This is a genomic window from Granulicella mallensis (assembly GCF_014203225.1).
GTDB classification, from domain to species: domain Bacteria; phylum Acidobacteriota; class Terriglobia; order Terriglobales; family Acidobacteriaceae; genus Granulicella; species Granulicella mallensis_A.
This window is the reverse complement of sequence record NZ_JACHIO010000004.1, coordinates 94583-112348: the sequence shown is the minus strand read 5'-3', so window position 1 is coordinate 112348 and position 17766 is coordinate 94583. Positions and strand designations below refer to the sequence as shown.

The window sequence follows — 17766 nt, the reverse complement described above, 5'->3', positions numbered from 1 at the left end:
GTTGCTCCAATCGTCTGGCATACATGCTGCAGAGGCCGCGTGCCGAACCCGCCAGCGCACAAAATTTCGAGGTGAACTTTGGCACAAGTCTTACTGACGCATTCGTATCATCTTCCCTACGACGCGAAGCAACTGCGCAAGATGCAGCCCTATACTCCGATCGGCACGCTCTATGCGGCGACGGCGCTGCGGGAAAGTGATATCTCCGTCGCGGTGTTTGACTCGATGCTCGAAGAGCCATCCTCAACGTTCGCTGCCATGCTGGAGCAGCATCAGCCTAAGATCGTGGCCGTCTATGAAGACGACTTCAATTTTCTCTCGAAGATGTGTCTCACGCGCATGAGGGAAGTGGCGTGGGAGATTGCGAAAGCAGCGCGTGCAGCTGGTGCTGTCGTCATTATGCACGGCTCCGATTCGACAGATAATCCGGCACTCTTTCTGGAAAACGGCTTCGACTATGTGCTCTGCGGAGAAGCAGAGAAGACGCTGGTGCACCTCTGCACTTCCATCCTGAAGATGGAAGCCATCCCGGAGATCGAAGGGATGGCGAGCCTCGATCCATCAGGTTCTCTCGTTCAAAATCCGCAGCGGCTGGCCAAGAACCCCTCATGGTCGGAGCTCTCCCTTCCTTCGCGCGATCTGATCGACCTGGAGCCCTATCGCGCTGCATGGACGAAGGCACATGGGTACTTTTCGACGAACATGGTTTCCAGCCGCGGATGCCCTTACCGCTGCAATTGGTGCGCGAAGCCGATCTCGGGCAATAAGTTCCATCTACGCCCTGCTGCCACTGTTGCCGAAGAGATGAAGCAACTGAAGAGGGAAGCCGGCGTTCAGCATATCTGGTTCGGCGATGATGTCTTTGCTCTGAATCAACACTGGATGCAGGAATTCGCCGAAGAAGTTACGAAAAGAGATGCGGCTGTTCCGTTTAAAGTTCAATCTCGTGCGGATCTGATGAGCGAGCAGACGGTCCAGGCACTGAAGGCCGCAGGCTGCGCTGAAGTATGGATGGGAGTCGAATCAGGATCGCAAACCGTGCTCAACGCGATGGATAAAGGTCTGAGCCTGCCTGCCGTCATTGTGGCCCGCCGCCGCCTGAAAGAGGCAGGCATTCGCGCCTGTTTCTTCCTGCAGCTTGGTTATCCCGGAGAGACCTGGACGGAGTTACAGGAGACGATTGACTTTGTTCGCGAGACGCGCCCTGATGATATTGGAGTCTCCTTTTCGTATCCGCTGCCGGGAACTGTGTTCTATGAGCGTGTGAGGACGCAACTCGGGCAGAAGCGTAACTGGACCGATAGCGATGATCTCTGCATCATGTTCAGGGCCGCCTATACCACCGATTTTTATCGTGTTGTGCGTGATGCCCTGCATGCGGAGGTGGCTTCCTGGCGTGAGTCAGAGGTGTCGAACGAGACAGAGGCTCACATTGATGCGCTGTGGCGCAGGGTCGATGAACTGGAACCCGTGAGCCGCGATGCGGAGGCCTTGTCTCCGGAGGGTATCTCCGATTTTGTTTCCTCTGCTGCAGCACCTGTCGAGCAATTAGTGCAGCTCAGGGGAGCATAGATGCAGACCCCCTGTCTGTCGCTGCATCTGGAGAAGGTGTAGTCATGAGTCTAGTAAAAAAAGACGCTGCCACTGACACCATTGACCCTGTCTTCCACTTCGACATGCACCTGCAGTGCCCTCGCTGCCGGATAGACGTGCGTGGACTGGACTGTGTGTCGTGCGGCTTTCGAATGCAGCTCGAGCACGGAATCGTGCATGCCCTTCCGCCGGAACGAGTCGCGCATTACGCACGCTTCATGGAAGACTACGAGCGCATAAGAGCTGCGGAAGGCAGAGGCAGCACAAAGGAAGACTTCTATCTTGGTCTCCCTTACAAAGACACTACCGGAAGCAACAGCAAGCAATGGGATATCCGAGCACGCAGCTATGACTATCTGACGAAGCATATATTGCAGAGAATCCCCGAGGATAGTGGCGGAAGGGTTCTGGATCTCGGTGCGGGAAATTGTTGGATGAGCTATCGCCTGGCGCTTGCCGGGTATCGCCCGGTTGCGGTCGACTTGCTGGCGAACGATCGCGATGGTCTCGGAGCCGCTGCGCATTATCAAAAATATCTACCTGAACTCTTTCCGCGATTCCAGGCGGAAGCCACAAACTTGCCGTTCCAGGACGAACAGTTTGATGCCGTTATATTCAACGCCTCTTTCCACTATGCCGAAGACTATGTGACTACTCTTCGCGAGACACTCCGGTGTGTCAGAGTGGGTGGCCTGGTCATTGTCAGCGATACACCCTGGTATTCCCGTGACGAGAGTGGCAGGCAGATGGTGTCTGAACGGCATGCTGCCTTTTCCCAGCGTTATGGAACCGCTTCGGACTCTATCAAGAGCCTTGAGTATCTTACAGACGAGCGACTACAGCTTCTCGAAGAGCAGCTGTCCATTCAATGGACGATCCATTCTCCTTACTACGGCTTCAAGTGGGCGATGCGTCCCCTTGTAGCGAAGTTACGCCAGAGGCGCGAGCCTTCCCGGTTTCGTATTTATGCAGCGCGGAAGAATGCATGATGGACCACTTCGCCGGAAGTCAACCGAGACCTGTAGCCGTTCATGGAGGACGCTGCGTGCTGGGGCCGCAGGAAACTACCTACGCCTCCATACAGGTCGCTGACGGACGAGTCACTCGTATCCTGAGCGATTTGTCTTCCTTGTCGATTGCGTCGCCGGACTGCGCCGAGATTGACCTCAGTGGTTTCCTGGTGATGCCTGGCCTTGTTAACGCGCACGACCACCTGGAATTCGCTCTTTATCCCAGGCTGGCAAGACCACCCTATCGGAGTTATATCGATTGGGGAACAGATATTCTTAGCGAGTTTTCCGATGTCATTGCAAAGCATCGGTCTATTCCCAAAGAGGTGCGTCTTTGGTGGGGAGGGATACGCAACCTTCTCTGCGGAGTAACAACGGTAAGCCATCACAACCCTCTCTGGCCTGAGTTGCAGAGAGAGGACTTTCCGGTAAGAGTCGTCGAGCAATATGGTTGGGGACACTCTCTGGCTTTCGGCGGCGACCTTCGCGTGGCCCGTGCGGCTACACCTGAAGGCTGCGCCTTTATTGTGCATGCTTGTGAGGGTGTCGATGAGAAGGCGCGGGAGGAGCTTTGGGAGCTCGATCGGCTCGGCCTTCTGGACGAAAGGGCTGTCCTGGTGCATGGACTGGCAATCGATCGTAGCGGTGTTGAGCTCATGCAGCAGCGCCGGGCCTCGCTCATCGTCTGCCCTTCTTCCAATGACTTTCTTTTTGGAAAGCTTCCAGATCTGTCTTTCCTTGGGGATATCGATAACGTTGCTTTGGGAAATGATTCGCCACTGACCGCAGAAGGTGACCTGTTGGATGAAGTCCGCTTTGCCATGCGCTGCTGCAATCTCTCGTCCCATACTGCCTATCGCATGGTGACAGAAACTCCCGCTGCGATTCTGCGACTGCGAGAGGCGGAGGGAACGATAAGAGTATCCGGTAGAGGAGACCTGATGGCTGTTCGAGATACGAATCGCGACGCAGCCGATAGGCTGCAGATGCTTTCCCTGCATGACGTGGAGTTCGTCATGCTTGGGGGCTGCGTCCAGCTTGCCTCGGAAAAGGTCTACGAACGGTTGCCTCTACCCGTAAAGAAGGGAATGGAGCCCTTGTGGATTGACGGGACCATGCGATGGCTGCGTGCGCCGGTGAAAGAGCTGTTGAGCGCGGCCGAAGAGGTGTTGGGTGTCGATGGGGTCTGCCTGGGGGGTAGATCGATTCGTATTCCAGCAAGGATGGAGGCCGGGCATGTCTACTCAAACAGCCATTGAAAATATCATTCCTGTGCCCGGATCGAACGGCAAAGAATTGTCCGGAAGCAGAATTGTCCGGTTGCCCATTCTTCTGTTGAATGTTCACGAGCACTGCAATTGCCGGTGCGTGATGTGCGATATCTGGCAGCGGAAAGATGGCAAAGAGCTTGACCTGGCAGATTTCGCGCGCCATCGCGAATCGATCCTGCAACTCGGTGTCCAGGAGGTTGTTCTTACTGGCGGAGAAGCCTTGCTCCATCGCAACTTCGAAGGTCTATGCAGTTTTCTTAGAGACTGCGGTGTGCGTATCACCCTGCTTACGACGGGACTATTGCTTGCTAAGAAGGCAGTAGTGATAGCGGAAGGGGTCGATGAGATCATCATCTCCATCGATGGGCCCGAAGAAGTGCATGACCAGGTGAGAAGGGTGAAAGGCGCTTATCGGCTGATCGGCGAAGGCATCCAGGCCGTAAGACGGATAAAGGCCGAGATGCCCATCCACGGCCGCAGCACGGTGCAGAAAGCAAGCCATCTCCTGCTGCGGCAGACCGTGGCAGGGGCCAAGGGGCTGTCGTTGGACTCCATCTCGTTCCTGGCGGCGGACGTGACCTCCCAGGCTTTCAACCGTGAGCTCATATGGCCTGGGGAGAAGCAGAACCAGATTGCACTTACTCGACAGGAGGTGGAGGCATTGGAAGGCGAAGTCGAATCGCTGATTCAGGAAAATGCCGAGGATATCCAGTCGAAATATATTGTCGAATCACAGGGAAAGTTGAGACGCATTGTTCGCCGCTTTAAAGAGCAGCTTGGGGAGATGCTTCCGGTCTCTCCGCAATGCAATGCTCCCTGGGTATCGGCTGTTATGGAAGTGGACGGTTCTGTTCGACCGTGTTTCTTTCACAAGAGTATCGGGAGCACTTTGGATCAGACCCTGGAGCAAGTGATCAATAGCGAAGAAGCACAGCAGTTTCGCGCGTCGTTAAATGTTGAAGAGGACCCCATTTGTCAGCGATGCGTATGTTCGCTGAACTACAAGAGTCCGCGGGCCTGACCTTTTGGGGCCTGAGTTCTCGGTGAAAGCTGTACAACTGTCGACTTAGGTAGGCCACCCTTGACTCTTTCGCAGGACCATCGCACCATCCGCTGGGCTGAGCGCGGCCTTCTATTCCTGCTCGTTCTTTACGTTTGTTCCCACACGCTGCCACGAGCCTGGCGCAGCCTGATTACGGATTTTCCCAACTACTACACGGCGGCCCGGCTGGCGCACGAGGGCTTCGACACCTCGCGTATGTACGAGTGGGACTGGCTGCAGCGCGAGAAGGACCATCGTGCTGTCGATGTTCGTATTATCGGATTGGTTCCCATCACACCCTTTTCGACGTTGGTGATGTGGCCGCTTACGAGGCTTGCGCCTCTTACGGCCAAACATATCTGGATACTTCTGAGTCTGGCGTTCCTGATTCCGCTTTGCTGGCTGCTGCGCTCGATGACCGGGTTGACCTATCAGCGAGCTGCGTTGGCTTTCGCAGTGAGCGTTCCACTGTATCGCAACCTGGAGTTTGGCCAGCTCTACGTGCTCCTGATCCTGTTGATCGTGGCGGCGTGCTGGGCCTACCTGCGCAAGTACTATGCCTGGGCCGGTGCTTTGATAGCGATTGCCGCGGCTTGCAAGATCTTTCCCGTTCTCTTCCTTATTTTCTTCCTGCAGCGCAGATCCTGGCGCGCCCTGATCTCGGGAGTAGTCACCGGGCTGGCCGCCGCTGCTGTATCCGTCGCAGTCTTCGGCTGGAACGTGCATCGCACTTACCTGCATGAGATTCTGCCCTGGACCCTGCACGGCGCGGCACTGCCGCCCTATACGCCAGTGGCTTCTTTCTCCAGCGTTCTGCATTATCTGTTTCTCTCTGAGCCGCAGTGGAACCCGCATCCGTGGCATGATTCTCCGCTGTGCTACGCCCTGTTGCTGCCTGTACTGCAGATGTTGACGCTGGCGCCTGCGGTGCTGCTCATCCGCAAGGGAGACAACACGCGCGATCGAATCTTGCTGGAATGGTCGGCGCTGGTGACCGCGTCTCTGGCTATCTCCACAGTTCCGGCGTCGTACAACTTTGTGCTGATGGTTCTGCCGGTCTGTGTGTTAGCCGCAAAGTTCCTGCGGTGTGGGTGGTATGGGTGGCTGGCTGCTTTACTGGTGGTTTACTTCGGTATCGGATTTCCCATAGCAGCCCCGCACCAGGCGACGGGGTTATTGGTTCTGCTGTATGGGCCGCGGCTTCCGTTGATGCTGGCGTTGCTTGCAGGGATCTATCTGCTGCAGTGGCGTGATCGTCCGGCCAAAGATACAGTGCAGGACTGGAGCCGCTATGCCTGGGGTGCCGCGATGGCTGTGGTCGTAGTCTTCACCGTGTTCTCTACTCTTCATCGGGAGCGCGCCGTGCGGCAGGAGTATGCCTACCGATTGCCGCTGCAGGCGCAGGGGTTCCTCAGTGCAGGCGCGCGGCCTGCGGGTTCGGGAGTACGTTATATCGCATTTACGCCCGGGGGATACCGGCTGGTGACGGAGAACCAGTCTGAGGTGTGGAACGATCCTTCTACCGATTCTCCGGACGACGATCTTTCTTTCACCAGTAGTCTCGGGAATGTCCAGCCCGAGAAAGTTCTGGTGGAGAGGGTACGGAACCGGCGTTCTCAGATCGTCAATGTGCAGGACCCGTCCCGTGTCATCGTTGATGACGCACGCAATCCGATGCTCTCTGCTGACGCGCAGAGTCTTGCCTTTGTGCGTGACGATCGTGGTCGAGGGCAGTTGATGGTGCGAAGGGGTTTTGAGTCGGCTACTGCAGGCGAGTCCACGCTCACTCCCTCTTCATTCAATGTCTACGAAGCTTCTTTCCGTTCGGAAAAGGAGTACGCCTTTTCCGCTGTTGAATCTGGGCGTCCGCCGCAGCTCTATCTCAGCGATGCAACGCACGAGAACATTCCGCTTGCACTTGGGGAGTCGCGCTATCCGGCGCTCTCTCCGGACGGACGATGGATGGCCTATAGCCACTTCGATCAGGGGGTGTGGAACCTGTGGCTTCGCGACCAGGTGACCGGTGCGACGCAGCGCATTGCCGATGAGCCCTGCAACCAGATTCAGCCGGGGTGGGAAGACGATTCAAAGACGCTGCTCTACAGCACGGACTGCGGCCGGAACCTGTGGTTTACCGCTGTTTCACGGCGAAGAGTGATTCCCTAAAGCGCCATGTCGTAAGGGGTTGAACAGGCTGCGGAAAAAGTCATAGGAAACAAGAGAATCCTGATCTTTAGGGCCAAGGGCCCGTTTCATACCAGCCTGGGGCAAAGCGAGACCGGGGCCAGCACGCGACAGCGTGGTGGCTCCGGGAGCGACGCCCCAGGTTACGTGCAGAAATAAAAGTTGAGGGCTGTAAGCCCGATTCATCATCCAGGCACGATGAATCGGGCCTACAGCCCTCTGCTTTCGAGGTGGTCCTGTACCTGGGGCTACGCTGGCAGCGAGCGAAAGATCGCTCGCTGCTACGCTCCACCCCAGGCTGGTATGAAACGGGCCCTTGGCCCTAAAGATCAGGATGCCCTTCTCACCTACGAGTTTTTCCGCAGTCTGTGAAATCGTGTCCTTCCGCTCCGTGCCTCAACAAACTGTTGCACAATTCGATTTCGCCCCAAAGCAGTTTGATGACACGCCTAAGAGTTGCCAGTCTTATGTGGGCGCGGCTTTCGGCCGTAACGGGCTGCCGGCAGGATGCTGTTCCAGGGAACGGGGGAGGCCAGGATCATTGAGGTGTTGGTTGCGACGTAAGGCATCATGGAGTCGATGGCCTCTTCCATGTGAGCCATATCGCGGACAGCTATCTGCACCATGAAGGACTCGGCGCCGGTAACGCGGTGGCATTGCAGCACCTCGGGTAGTTTGCGAACCAGGGCGGAGAACTTGGCGAGCTTGTCGCCGGCCACCGTTACTTTAACGAAGGCACGCACGGGAAGCCCCACCTTGGAGGGGTCGACGAGCGTGCGATAACCAACGATTACCTGCTTTTCTTCAAGCCGGCGAACCCGCTCGATGACCGCCGGGGTCGACAAGCCTACGCGGCGGCCGAGTTCTGCAAACGCAATGCGCGCATTGTCCTGCAGCTCTGCCAGAATCTCGCAATCGATGTCGTCGATGCCCGACGACGGCACTCCAGTCATGCTCGCTCTCCTTCACACGGACGATGATAGCGGTGCGTGTGGCTTCTCTCTCCGGCAGATGTGCTCAAAGGCCATCGTAGGTGGTTCCCTAACATTATGCGGAAAAGGCATAGTCGTCCAGTTCTTTCTAATGCAGAAACCTGGAAATACCATAGATCGCTCATTCCAGCGGTCTGCCGAGCTGGCTATGATCAAGGGCGTGATACAAGAATGCCGCGCTGCCTCAGGGCTCGGGCGTTTCTTATGCGGTCGACAGGACTTTACAGAAGCTGTGGCCGTATTCATCCATTTTGAGCAAGACGAAATCAAGGAGTAAGACCGTGGCCACACATGAGACCCGTCGTACAGTAGGCGATGCAGCAGCACGCCAGCTAGCCAACACAACAAAGACCACTCCCCAGCTAGCGGCGATCACGCCCCGCTGGCTCGTGCAGCTCCTCTCCTGGACACCGGTTGAGTCGGGCACTTACCGCGTGAACCAGGTCAAGAATGATGCAGAGATCGAAGTCGCCTGCGGAACCCGCGACGAGCGGAAGCTGCCCGAGACCTTTGTCGACTACGTTGAGAAGCCGCGCGAGTACACGCTGAGCTCGATCTCGACGATCGTCGACGTGCATACCCGCATCTCCGATCTCTACAGCCATCCTCATGACCAGATCCGCGAACAGCTTCGTTTGACGGTGGAGAAGGTCAAAGAGCGGCAGGAGAGCGAGCTCATCAACAATGCCGACTACGGATTGCTGAACAACGTCGACCCCTCGTTCAAGATCAAGGTCCGCAAGGCTGCGCCCACTCCCGACGATATGGATGAGCTGCTTTCGCTCGTCTGGAAAGAGCCGGCGTTCTTCCTGGCCCATCCGCGTGCCATCGCCGCTTTTGGCCGTGAGTGCACACGCCGCGGCGTTCCTCCTCCGACCGTGACCATGTTCGGCTCGCCGTTCCTCACCTGGCGCGGAATTCCCCTGGTCCCCACGGACAAGCTGGGCATCGATGCTGCCGGCAAGACCAACATCATGCTGATGCGCACCGGAGAGAAGAAGCAGGGCGTGATCGGTCTGTTCCAGCCTGGGCTGCCCGGCGAACAGACTCCCGGTCTTTCGGTGCGCTTCATGGGCATCGATCGCAACTCGATTGCCTCGTACCTGATTTCTCTCTATTGCTCGGCAGCGGTACTGACCCAGGATGCTCTCGGAGTACTCGAAAACGTAGAGGTCGGACACTATCATGAGTACAAGTGAGCGGGACCAGATCGGAAATGCAGGAGACTCTCCCCGCGCAAACGAGATGAACGGTCCGTCCATGGGCGCATTGCCGGATATTTCGGCAATCGCCCAGTTGGCGAACGAGTTCTTTCGTGCGCTGCCGGGGCAGGCGTCTTCTCCTCTTGCGGCCGCGTCTGCGCCGGAGATGCCGGTCGTAGCACCGAGCTTAGGGACGGGGATGCCTCAGTTTGGAGCACCGCTGCCTTCGCTCCCTGCTATGCCCGCCGTAGACAAGCTCCCCAGCGAAGCCGACGCCTCAAGATTGGCGGGGACTTCGTTCGTGTTTCCCAAGAGAGCAAACTCTTCTCCTACAACCGAGCTTCCTCCTATGGGAGAGGCTGGCCAGTACGCTCCGCGGAATATCGCGACGGATACTTTGGTGTCTCCGTTTTCCATGCCTTTGCCTGCGTTCGATACAGCTTTTCTCTCCTTTGAACCACTGTTTCCTGCTTCGTCCGATTCACTAGTAGCGGAGTCTGTTCCCTCTGCTCCTCCATCGGCCAATTCGTTCTACTTTCTGGAGAGTGCCGGTACACAGGCAAAGCCTGTAGAGGCACCTCCGGCGAATCGTTTGCCTGCGCTTCGTTCTGAACCGGCGTTGGATCTCAAGCTGCCACGCCGGCAGTTTGAGATCGGTTCTGTGCGCCGGGACTTTCCCATTCTGCGGGAACGGGTGAACGGCAAGCCGCTCATCTGGCTGGACAATGCTGCGACGACACAGAAGCCGCAGAGCGTGATCGATCGCCTCTCGTACTTTTACGAGCACGAGAACTCCAATATCCATCGTGCTGCCCACGAGCTCGCTGCGCGTGCAACCGATGCCTATGAGGATGCGCGCAATAAAGTGGCCCACTTCCTCAATGCTCCCTCCAGCAAAGAGATCGTCTTCGTTCGCGGTGCGACGGAAGCGATCAACCTGGTGGCGCAGGGTTGGGGTCGCCGTCACATCGAGCAGGGGGATGAGATTGTCATCACCTGGATCGAGCATCATGCCAATATCGTTCCCTGGCAGATGCTGGCTGCGGAGAAGGGTGCGCGCCTGCGCGTAGCACCAGTCGACGACGATGGCCAGATTCTTCTCGACGAGTTTGAGAAGCTGCTTGGGCCCAGAACAAAGCTCGTGTCTCTGACCCAGGTATCGAATGCGCTGGGCACCATTACGCCGGCGCACCAGATGGTGCAGATGGCGCATCGCTACGGAGCACGCGTGCTCGTGGACGGCGCACAGGCTGTGTCGCACATGCCCGTTGACGTGCAATCGCTCGATTGCGATTTTTACGTCTTCTCCGGCCACAAGGTGTTCGCACCGACCGGTATCGGTGTGCTCTACGGCAAGCCGGATGCGTTGGCGGAGATGCAGCCGTGGCAGGGTGGCGGCAACATGATCGTCGACGTTACCTTCGAGAAGACGATCTATCAGCCACCACCGTCGCGTTTTGAAGCCGGCACGGGCAACATCGCCGATGCTGTTGGCCTCGGTGCGGCCATTGATTACCTGGATCAACTGGGTATGGCAAACGTCGCACGCTATGAGCATGAGCTCCTGGTCTATGCGACCCAGGGTCTGCTGACGGTACCAGGGTTGCGGCTCATCGGTACCGCCAAGGAGAAGGCTGGTGTGCTCTCCTTTGTGCTCGATGGGTTTCGTACCGAGGAAGTCGGCGCGGCGCTCAACCGTGAGGGCATTGCGGTACGTTCAGGCCATCATTGTGCACAGCCGACTCTGCGTAGGTTCGGTGTGGAGACGACAGTGCGTCCGTCGCTGGCTCTCTACAACAACGCAGAGGACATCGATGCACTGGTTGCAGGACTGATTCGGTTGAAGAGCCTGGGCCGGTAAGGGCCGAATAGACTTCGGCATCGGACGGGATTTTTACAGTCCGATGCCGAAGCCTGTTCTGCAGGCACAGGGTTGAGTCCAGGAATCCTGGCCCGCGTCAAAGGTATACTCGCGTTGCGAAGGTAACCGAAGATGCGTTTGAAGATTGTGACTGTTGGAGAGCCGGTTCTGCGAGCCACCTCGCAGGTGTTGTCGAAGGAGCAGATCCTGAGCCCTTCGATTCAGAACCTGATTGATTACATGAGGGAGACCGTCCGCGATGCTCCCGGAGTAGGACTCGCCGCTCCGCAGGTGGGAGAGTCGTTGCAACTCGCTGTCATCGAAGACAGAGCCGAGTATCACAAAAATCTTACTGAATCAGAGATGAAGGAACGTGGACGAGCCGCAGTTCCATTCCACGTTCTTGTGAACCCGGTCCTTGAGATTCGTGGAGAATCCACTGCTACTTTCTTTGAGGGTTGTTTGAGCCTGCCTGGTTTTACCGCGCTTGTGCCCAGGGCGAAAGAGGTACGAGTTACAGGTCTCGATCATCGAGGAGAGCCTCGGGTCATCGAAGCCTCAGGATGGTATGCGCGTATTCTGCAGCATGAGATCGACCATCTGCACGGCACGCTTTATATCGACCGAATGCATGCTCGCAGCCTTTCTTCGCTTGAAAATTACACGAGGCACTGGAAAGATCGTTCTATCGAGTATGCGATCTCTAAGGCTATCCAGGATTAGAAGTGGACAGTCATTTATTGCCGTACTTTATTTCTCGCGAAAGCGGTAGCCAATATAGCTTTCGGTCAGGATATAGAGGGGACGTGCGGGATCGTCTTCAATCTTTTTGCGGAGTTGATTGATGATCACTCTCAGGTATTCACGTTCATTGCCATAGGCGGAGCCCCAAACGGCGGTCAAGATTCGTTCATGACGAACGGGGCGTCCGGCATGTTCCATCAAATAGCGAAGAGTCTCGTATTCCTTCGGAGTTAGATGAAGGTCTTCGCCTCTCTTTTCTACTCGGCGGCGATCTGTATCCAGAGTGATCTCTCCGATTACGATAATGATCTCCGGGTTAGCCACGGGGATGTGGCTGCGACGAATGACGGCTCTCAACCTTGCTGTAAGCTCGCGGATCTGAAAGGGCTTCGTGACATAGTCAAAGGCGCCAGCATCCAAAGCCTCAACGATGTCCTCCTCCTCGTCGCGCACGGTGAGCATCACAACAGGAAGATGCGGATAGGTTTGGCAGATTCTGCGGCATGTCTCTTTGCCACCCATTCCAGGCATATTGATGTCGAGTAACACGGCATCGTAGTTGACCATCCGGAGACGCAACAAAGCATCTTCTCCGTTGCTGGCCTCGCCTACTGCAAAACCCAGCGCTCCTAATGTCTCGAACAAGCTCTGCCGGATACCTGCATCGTCCTCTACCACGAGCACTTTACTCTTCTGATCCATGTCTATTCCTCTGCGGCCAGGCTGGGCAGTGTGATGGAGAAGGTTGTTCCATTCTCGATATCACTATCGACCCATACTTTCCCTTGATGTGCTTCGGCAATGCGCCTGACGACGGAGAGCCCAATCCCCGTTCCCGAGATTGTCCGAATCGATCCCGAGCAGCGATAAAAGCGCTGAAAGACCTTTTCTCTCTCTTCCGGTGGAATAAAGGAGCCTTCATTCCTGATGGCAATGATCAGCTCCGGCCCTTCTTCTTCGACTGCAATAAGAACTGGAGAACCAGGCCGCCCATACTTTACGGCATTGTCGAGAATCTGTAGGAGTGCCATCTGAAGCAGCTTTCGGTCTGCGTACACGATTCTGGGGCGCTCTGTTACGCGGACTTCGATCGCATGGCCGTCCAGTTCCTGGGAAGAGGCTTCGATGCTGTTCTCGACGAGTTGGGAAAGGTCGATCTCCTCGCGGTTTACCTTGATATCGCCGCTATCCAGCTTGGCTGTCAGGAGCAAATGATTCGCGAGATCACTCAGATGACTGGCGTGCCGGTCGATTAAGCTGACTAGTTTTTTTTCAGTTCCGGAGAGGGTATTCATCGCAAGCAGTCCCGAGCTTGAAGTGCGGATGGTGGTGAGCGGGCTCTTGAAGGCGTGCGCCATGCCATCCAGTATGGCGGAACGAAGTTGTTCGCTCTGCCGGGCGGCTACGGCATTTGCTTCGGTCGAAAACGAACGGGCTCTTTCTATTGCAACTGAGACGAGCGAAGCTGCCGCATTGACGGAAGTCGTATCCAGCGAATGTCCGCATAAGGCAAGCGCCCCAATGGGGCGTGTCCCTGACCGCAGGACCCGCCGGGAGATGCCTGTACTCGCATCGTCGCTGTCTGTCTCCAGGTGAAAGCTGGAGCGAACCTGATCGTCGTCGAAGTTGCAGGTTCCGCTCTTGTACATATGCAGGTCGTAGCCGTTCCATAGCGCTATCCCTTCGACTTGCAGGCTGGAACGAATGATGTGAACGAGTTGCTGTTCCACGGCTCCTTCGCGGTCGAGGAGCAGAATGTGCTGGCTCAAGGCGTATAGCTTCTGCAGGTGGGCCTGGTGCAGCTCCGATTCATGTGCGTGGCGCTGCATCTGGTTGGAGAGCCTGCTGACGAGAAGCGCTGCGACCTCAAAGGTGGCGAGGGCTATCCAGTCATGGGAGTCCCTTATATAGAACGCAAAGATAGGGTCCGTGAAGTAATAGTCGAGGCAGGCAACCGAGAGGATGGAGACGATGCTGGCTTCGAGAAATCCCCAGCGAAGCGCGATGACTGACATCAGCAGGAAGTGGACCGACGTTGCCGCCGAGAGGTTGAAATGAAGGCGAAAGGCGAGAAACGTGAGCAGCGCTGCTGCAATGCTGCCAGCCGCAATCCTGCGGAGAACAAGGCGAATTGGTCTGGCAAACATTGAGGTATCCCATTTTCGACTATAGGAAGACAGTAATCAGGAAAGCATTAAGAAACTGCTTATGCGTCGAAAATTGCTTCCGCGATTCACTGAAAGTGTCGGTCTTTTTCGACATTATGAGGTGATTCAACGTGAACTTTCTTAGAGGCCTTCTTCCAAATACAACAAGACCCAGCGCAGGGAAGGTGTCCAATGCAGGCGGCTTTTCGCAGGGTCAAGCCCAGGGCAATGCCCGGCAAAAAAACACACGAGGCGGCTTTGCTCCGCAACGCGGGTCTTTCCTGTTTATCCGGATCGTCACCTGCTGTTTGCTCCTGATTGCCACTGTTGCACGGGGGCAGTCGACGTTCGGAAGCGTCAGAGGCACTGTCCAGGACGCGACAGGTGCAGCCATCCCAAATACGCACATCGTATTGCACAGCACCGACGAAAATACGGATCGCGCCATTGAAACCGATGCCTCCGGCGACTTTATCTTTGAAAACGTCAAAGCTGGAAAGTATAGCTTGCGTGCTCATCGCGAAGGATTTGCCGATACGGTGGTATCCGGAATTTCGGTGGAAGCTCGCCAGGATCTGAGGCTTGCGGCCACGCTCAAGGTCGCGGAAGAAGCGACGACCGTGGAAGTATCGGGCGCAGCCGACCAGATCAACACGGAAAATGCGACCATCGGCGACTCGAAGACCAATATCGAGATGACCCAGTTGCCTCTGAACAATCGCGCGACGACCACGAGCCCACTGGGCTCTCTCGCCCTGTCTCCCAATGTGCAGACGGATAGCTCGGGCAATATTGCGCTGGGTGGCGCGAGCTCTTCCATGGTGAACTTCTCTGTCGATGGTATTTCGACTGCTAACGTGCGTCAGAACGGAGCGCTGCAGGATGCCTACCCTTCACAGGAGGGAATTGCCGCGGTCAAGGTAACCGCCTTCAATAACAGCGCAGAGTTTTCCCAAATCGGTGACGTGACATTTACGACAAAGAACGGAACCAACCAGTATCACGGAAGCCTCTTCGAATATCTGCAGAACCAGGCTCTGGATGCCTCTCCTTATGGCTTTAGTGGAAAGGCACCTAAAAAGTTCAATACTTTTGGTGGCTCGTTCAATGGTCCGGTTGTTATCCCGCATTTATACAATGGGCACGATAAGACATTTTTCTTTGCGGACTATGAGGGCAATCGCCGCGACACCGCGGCCCTTCAACAAGCTATAGTGCCGAGCCTAGCCGACAGAAGTGGAAATCTCGCGGATATCAGCGCTAAGAACGTTCCGTCAGCGCTGATCAGTCCGACGGCAAAGGCTTTGCTGACATTCTATCCATTGCCAAACGTGCCCGGAAACGTTCCCCCAGGCAATGTTAACTATGAAAACTTCCAGTCGACTCCGGCACGTACTGACGGAGCTGATATTCGCATCGACCAGACACTCACGTCCAAGCAATCGGCTTACGTACGTTTCAGCCGGAAGAACATTACCTCGGATGCGGCAAATCTATTTCTGCCAAACGATGTGGATTCCATCCATAATCGCAGCCTGTTGATCTCGCACACCTATACGATCACCCCAAAGCTTCTGAATGAGTTTCGCTATGGTTTCACCAATGTCATCACGAGCGTCAACTTTCCCATTCAAGGTTCGACGGCCCTATCTCAACTTGATCTGACCGGCGTAAACATCAGCCAGCATCCGTTGACCGCCGCTTTTCCCACCTTTAATTTCAGTGCGGGTACGAGCTTTAGTCCTATTGGCAGAGATAAGGCCGGAGTCACTCAGTCCAAGACCACACAGTTCAGCGATAACCTCACCTATACGTTCGGTAAACACACCTTAAAGGGCGGAGTCGATATCCGTCGTGTCAGGTATTTCGATCTGGAAAGCTTTGCTCCCGAGTTTGGCTCAGACGATTTCGGAGATTTTGTCTTTCAATCCCAGTCACCTTTTACTGGCAATGCTTTTGGCGACTTCCTTGAAGGCGCACCAACTACGCTCTATTTTGCTGTCTCCAGTCCTGATGTCGGTGGAACGGCGACGCAGTACAGCTTCTTCGGGCAGGATGAGTTCCAGCTAAACAGCCGTGTAACTCTCAGCTATGGCTTGCGCTGGCAGGTTCTTCCCGGTTTCCAGGAGGATGGCGGCAATCTGGCAAATTTCGATCAGCGTAATAATTCGATCGTTGTTCCGGATGCATTGGCTGGGTATCTGAGCAGCCAGAATATCACTGCATCGAATGTCGCCTTTCAGCAGTCGTTCAATGCGTGCAATCTTGGTGATACGGCACTTGCTTGCACGAAATATGTCACCGCAAGCCAGGACGGCCTGCCGCAAAGTCTGAGAAATACCTATAAAGGTAACTTCCAGCCGCGCGTATCGATCGCCTATCGTCCTTTCAACGACACGAAAACCGTTGTTCGCGCAGGCTTCGGTATCTATACGATGACCAACCTCGGACCACTCTCGTTCAACAACAGCGGCAATCCGACTTCCAGTCTTCACGTCTATTCAAACGCTCTTATTCCGGGGACTGATACTCCACAGATTCTTTTCCCAAACACAGCTCCGCCCAATCAGGCTGGTGCTGGTCCGGCGATTGGTGGTGGTGGCCTCGACCAGGGGGTTGATCCTAACTTTCGCGATCCCCAGTCGAACCAGTGGAACGTGACCATAGAACGGCAACTGTCGAACGCGACATCGCTTCGTGCAAGCTATGTCGGGATGCACTCGTACCGGCTGAGCATTACGGAGGATCTCAATCAGATTCCCGCCAGCACAACTCCGTATAACAGTGCTGCAGCTGGGACGGCTGGACCCTTCGTGGATAGTCGTGCTCCCTATCAAAACTGGACGACGCTGTTGAGCACCTTCAATGCGGGTGAGGATAACTACCGCGCGTTCGAACTACAAGCGACCCATCGTATGGAACATGGCCTCTATCTGGACGCGAACTACACGTATGCCAACAACGTTGCCGACAACCAAGGCGATACGCCGACTGCATTTGCGGGAGAGGTCAACTATGGGCTTGCCATCGCCGACCGGTTCCATGTCAAGCAGGACCTTGGGAATGTCGAGGGTACCCGCCGCCATCGCATGTTGCTTACGGGTGTCTATCAGCTTCCGTTTGGCAAGGGGCGGCAGTTTATGGATACAAGCCGCTTGATGGACGCCTTTCTTGGCGGCTGGGATCTGACGACCATCACGCTGCTCGAGACCGGTCCTTGGCTTACGCCAAGTATCAGCAGTTCGTTCGATCAGTCGAACACCAATGTAGCTGGTAGGGGTGTGGGACTTCGTCCCGATGTTGTACCGGCAGGAACAGCGAATGCTGTGACCTATAAGAACCTGTCTTTCCTTGCTACCCCACAAGGAGCAGGCCGCTTCGGCAATGCAGGCGTCGGAATTCTCGAGGGGCCTGGAACGGCCACGGTAAGCCTTGGAGTGGCAAAGCAGTTCCGGATTACTGAGAAACTGCATGCACGCTTCGAGACGACCTTTACGAATGTGCTGAACCACACGAACTTTGCGCCTCCTGCAACGCAAATCGATAATGGTAATTTTGGGGCGTTGACAGCACCGCAAACTGCAGAGAACGCAGGGAACCGCACCGGGCAGGCAGCTCTTCGGCTCGATTTCTAGTGTTGCTGTTGATCATTTCAGGGCGAGGAGATGAACTCTCCTCGCCCTCTTCTTGTGGGATGAGGAAATATCCTGGGAGGGACAC

The 17766-nt window shown here is 55.9% G+C and carries 12 protein-coding genes; 9 read left to right on the top strand and 3 right to left on the bottom strand.

Going from position 1 to position 17766, the window contains the following annotated elements; all coding sequences use genetic code 11:
* Positions 1-78: 78 nt before the first annotated feature.
* The 5 genes from HDF15_RS05405 to HDF15_RS05385 are packed head-to-tail and all read left to right on the top strand — an operon-like array spanning position 79 to position 7082.
* Positions 79-1572 carry a B12-binding domain-containing radical SAM protein gene (locus HDF15_RS05405; protein WP_184253502.1) on the top strand — a complete coding sequence of 498 codons (1494 nt, stop codon included), beginning with the start codon at positions 79-81 and terminating at the stop codon, positions 1570-1572.
* A 44-nt stretch (positions 1573-1616) separates the two neighbouring features.
* On the top strand, positions 1617-2582 hold the full coding sequence (locus HDF15_RS05400) for a class I SAM-dependent methyltransferase (RefSeq protein WP_184253501.1): 966 nt from the start codon (positions 1617-1619) through the stop codon (positions 2580-2582).
* Entirely contained in the window at positions 2579-3862 is a 1284-nt protein-coding gene (locus tag HDF15_RS05395) for an amidohydrolase family protein (RefSeq protein WP_184253500.1), read from the top strand. Before HDF15_RS05400 ends, HDF15_RS05395 begins: the two co-directional genes overlap by 4 nt.
* On the top strand, positions 3840-4895 hold the full coding sequence (locus HDF15_RS05390; RefSeq protein WP_184253498.1) for a radical SAM protein: 1056 nt from the start codon (positions 3840-3842) through the stop codon (positions 4893-4895). The genes HDF15_RS05395 and HDF15_RS05390 overlap by 23 nt, the downstream gene beginning before the upstream one ends.
* 60 nt (positions 4896-4955) lie before the next feature.
* Positions 4956-7082: a glycosyltransferase 87 family protein gene (locus HDF15_RS05385; RefSeq protein WP_184253496.1), complete on the top strand. Its 2127-nt coding sequence runs from the start codon at positions 4956-4958 to the stop codon at positions 7080-7082.
* Positions 7083-7549: 467 nt separating this feature from the next.
* Here HDF15_RS05385 and HDF15_RS05380 read toward each other — a convergent pair whose 3' ends face one another.
* Entirely contained in the window at positions 7550-8053 is a 504-nt protein-coding gene (locus HDF15_RS05380; protein ID WP_184253494.1) for an Lrp/AsnC family transcriptional regulator, read from the bottom strand.
* Between the two features lie 320 nt (positions 8054-8373).
* Here HDF15_RS05380 and HDF15_RS05375 point away from each other — a divergent pair, with 320 nt between their 5' ends.
* The 3 genes from HDF15_RS05375 to def all read left to right on the top strand — a co-directional run bounded on the left by HDF15_RS05375 (position 8374) and on the right by def (position 11878).
* The gene (locus HDF15_RS05375) at positions 8374-9291 is read left to right on the top strand and encodes a family 2A encapsulin nanocompartment shell protein (protein WP_184253492.1); all 918 of its coding nucleotides are present in this window, start codon (positions 8374-8376) and stop codon (positions 9289-9291) included.
* The gene (locus HDF15_RS05370; RefSeq protein WP_184253490.1) at positions 9278-11155 is read left to right on the top strand and encodes a family 2A encapsulin nanocompartment cargo protein cysteine desulfurase; all 1878 of its coding nucleotides are present in this window, start codon (positions 9278-9280) and stop codon (positions 11153-11155) included. Before HDF15_RS05375 ends, HDF15_RS05370 begins: the two co-directional genes overlap by 14 nt.
* Before the next feature lie 132 nt (positions 11156-11287).
* Positions 11288-11878 carry a peptide deformylase gene (gene def, locus HDF15_RS05365; protein ID WP_184253488.1) on the top strand — a complete coding sequence of 197 codons (591 nt, stop codon included), beginning with the start codon at positions 11288-11290 and terminating at the stop codon, positions 11876-11878.
* A gap of 27 nt (positions 11879-11905) precedes the next feature.
* Here def and HDF15_RS05360 read toward each other — a convergent pair whose 3' ends face one another.
* Positions 11906-12601, bottom strand: coding sequence for a response regulator transcription factor (locus tag HDF15_RS05360; RefSeq protein ID WP_184253486.1), 696 nt, complete (start codon positions 12599-12601; stop codon positions 11906-11908).
* A 2-nt stretch (positions 12602-12603) separates the two neighbouring features.
* Positions 12604-14046 (bottom strand): ATP-binding protein, encoded by a 1443-nt coding sequence (locus HDF15_RS05355; protein ID WP_184253484.1) that lies wholly within the window; start codon positions 14044-14046, stop codon positions 12604-12606.
* 131 nt (positions 14047-14177) lie between these two features.
* Between HDF15_RS05355 and HDF15_RS05350 the strand changes: the two genes are divergently transcribed.
* Positions 14178-17681, top strand: a complete 3504-nt coding sequence (locus HDF15_RS05350) for a carboxypeptidase-like regulatory domain-containing protein (RefSeq protein WP_184253482.1) — start codon at positions 14178-14180, stop codon at positions 17679-17681.
* Positions 17682-17766 lie beyond the last annotated feature (85 nt).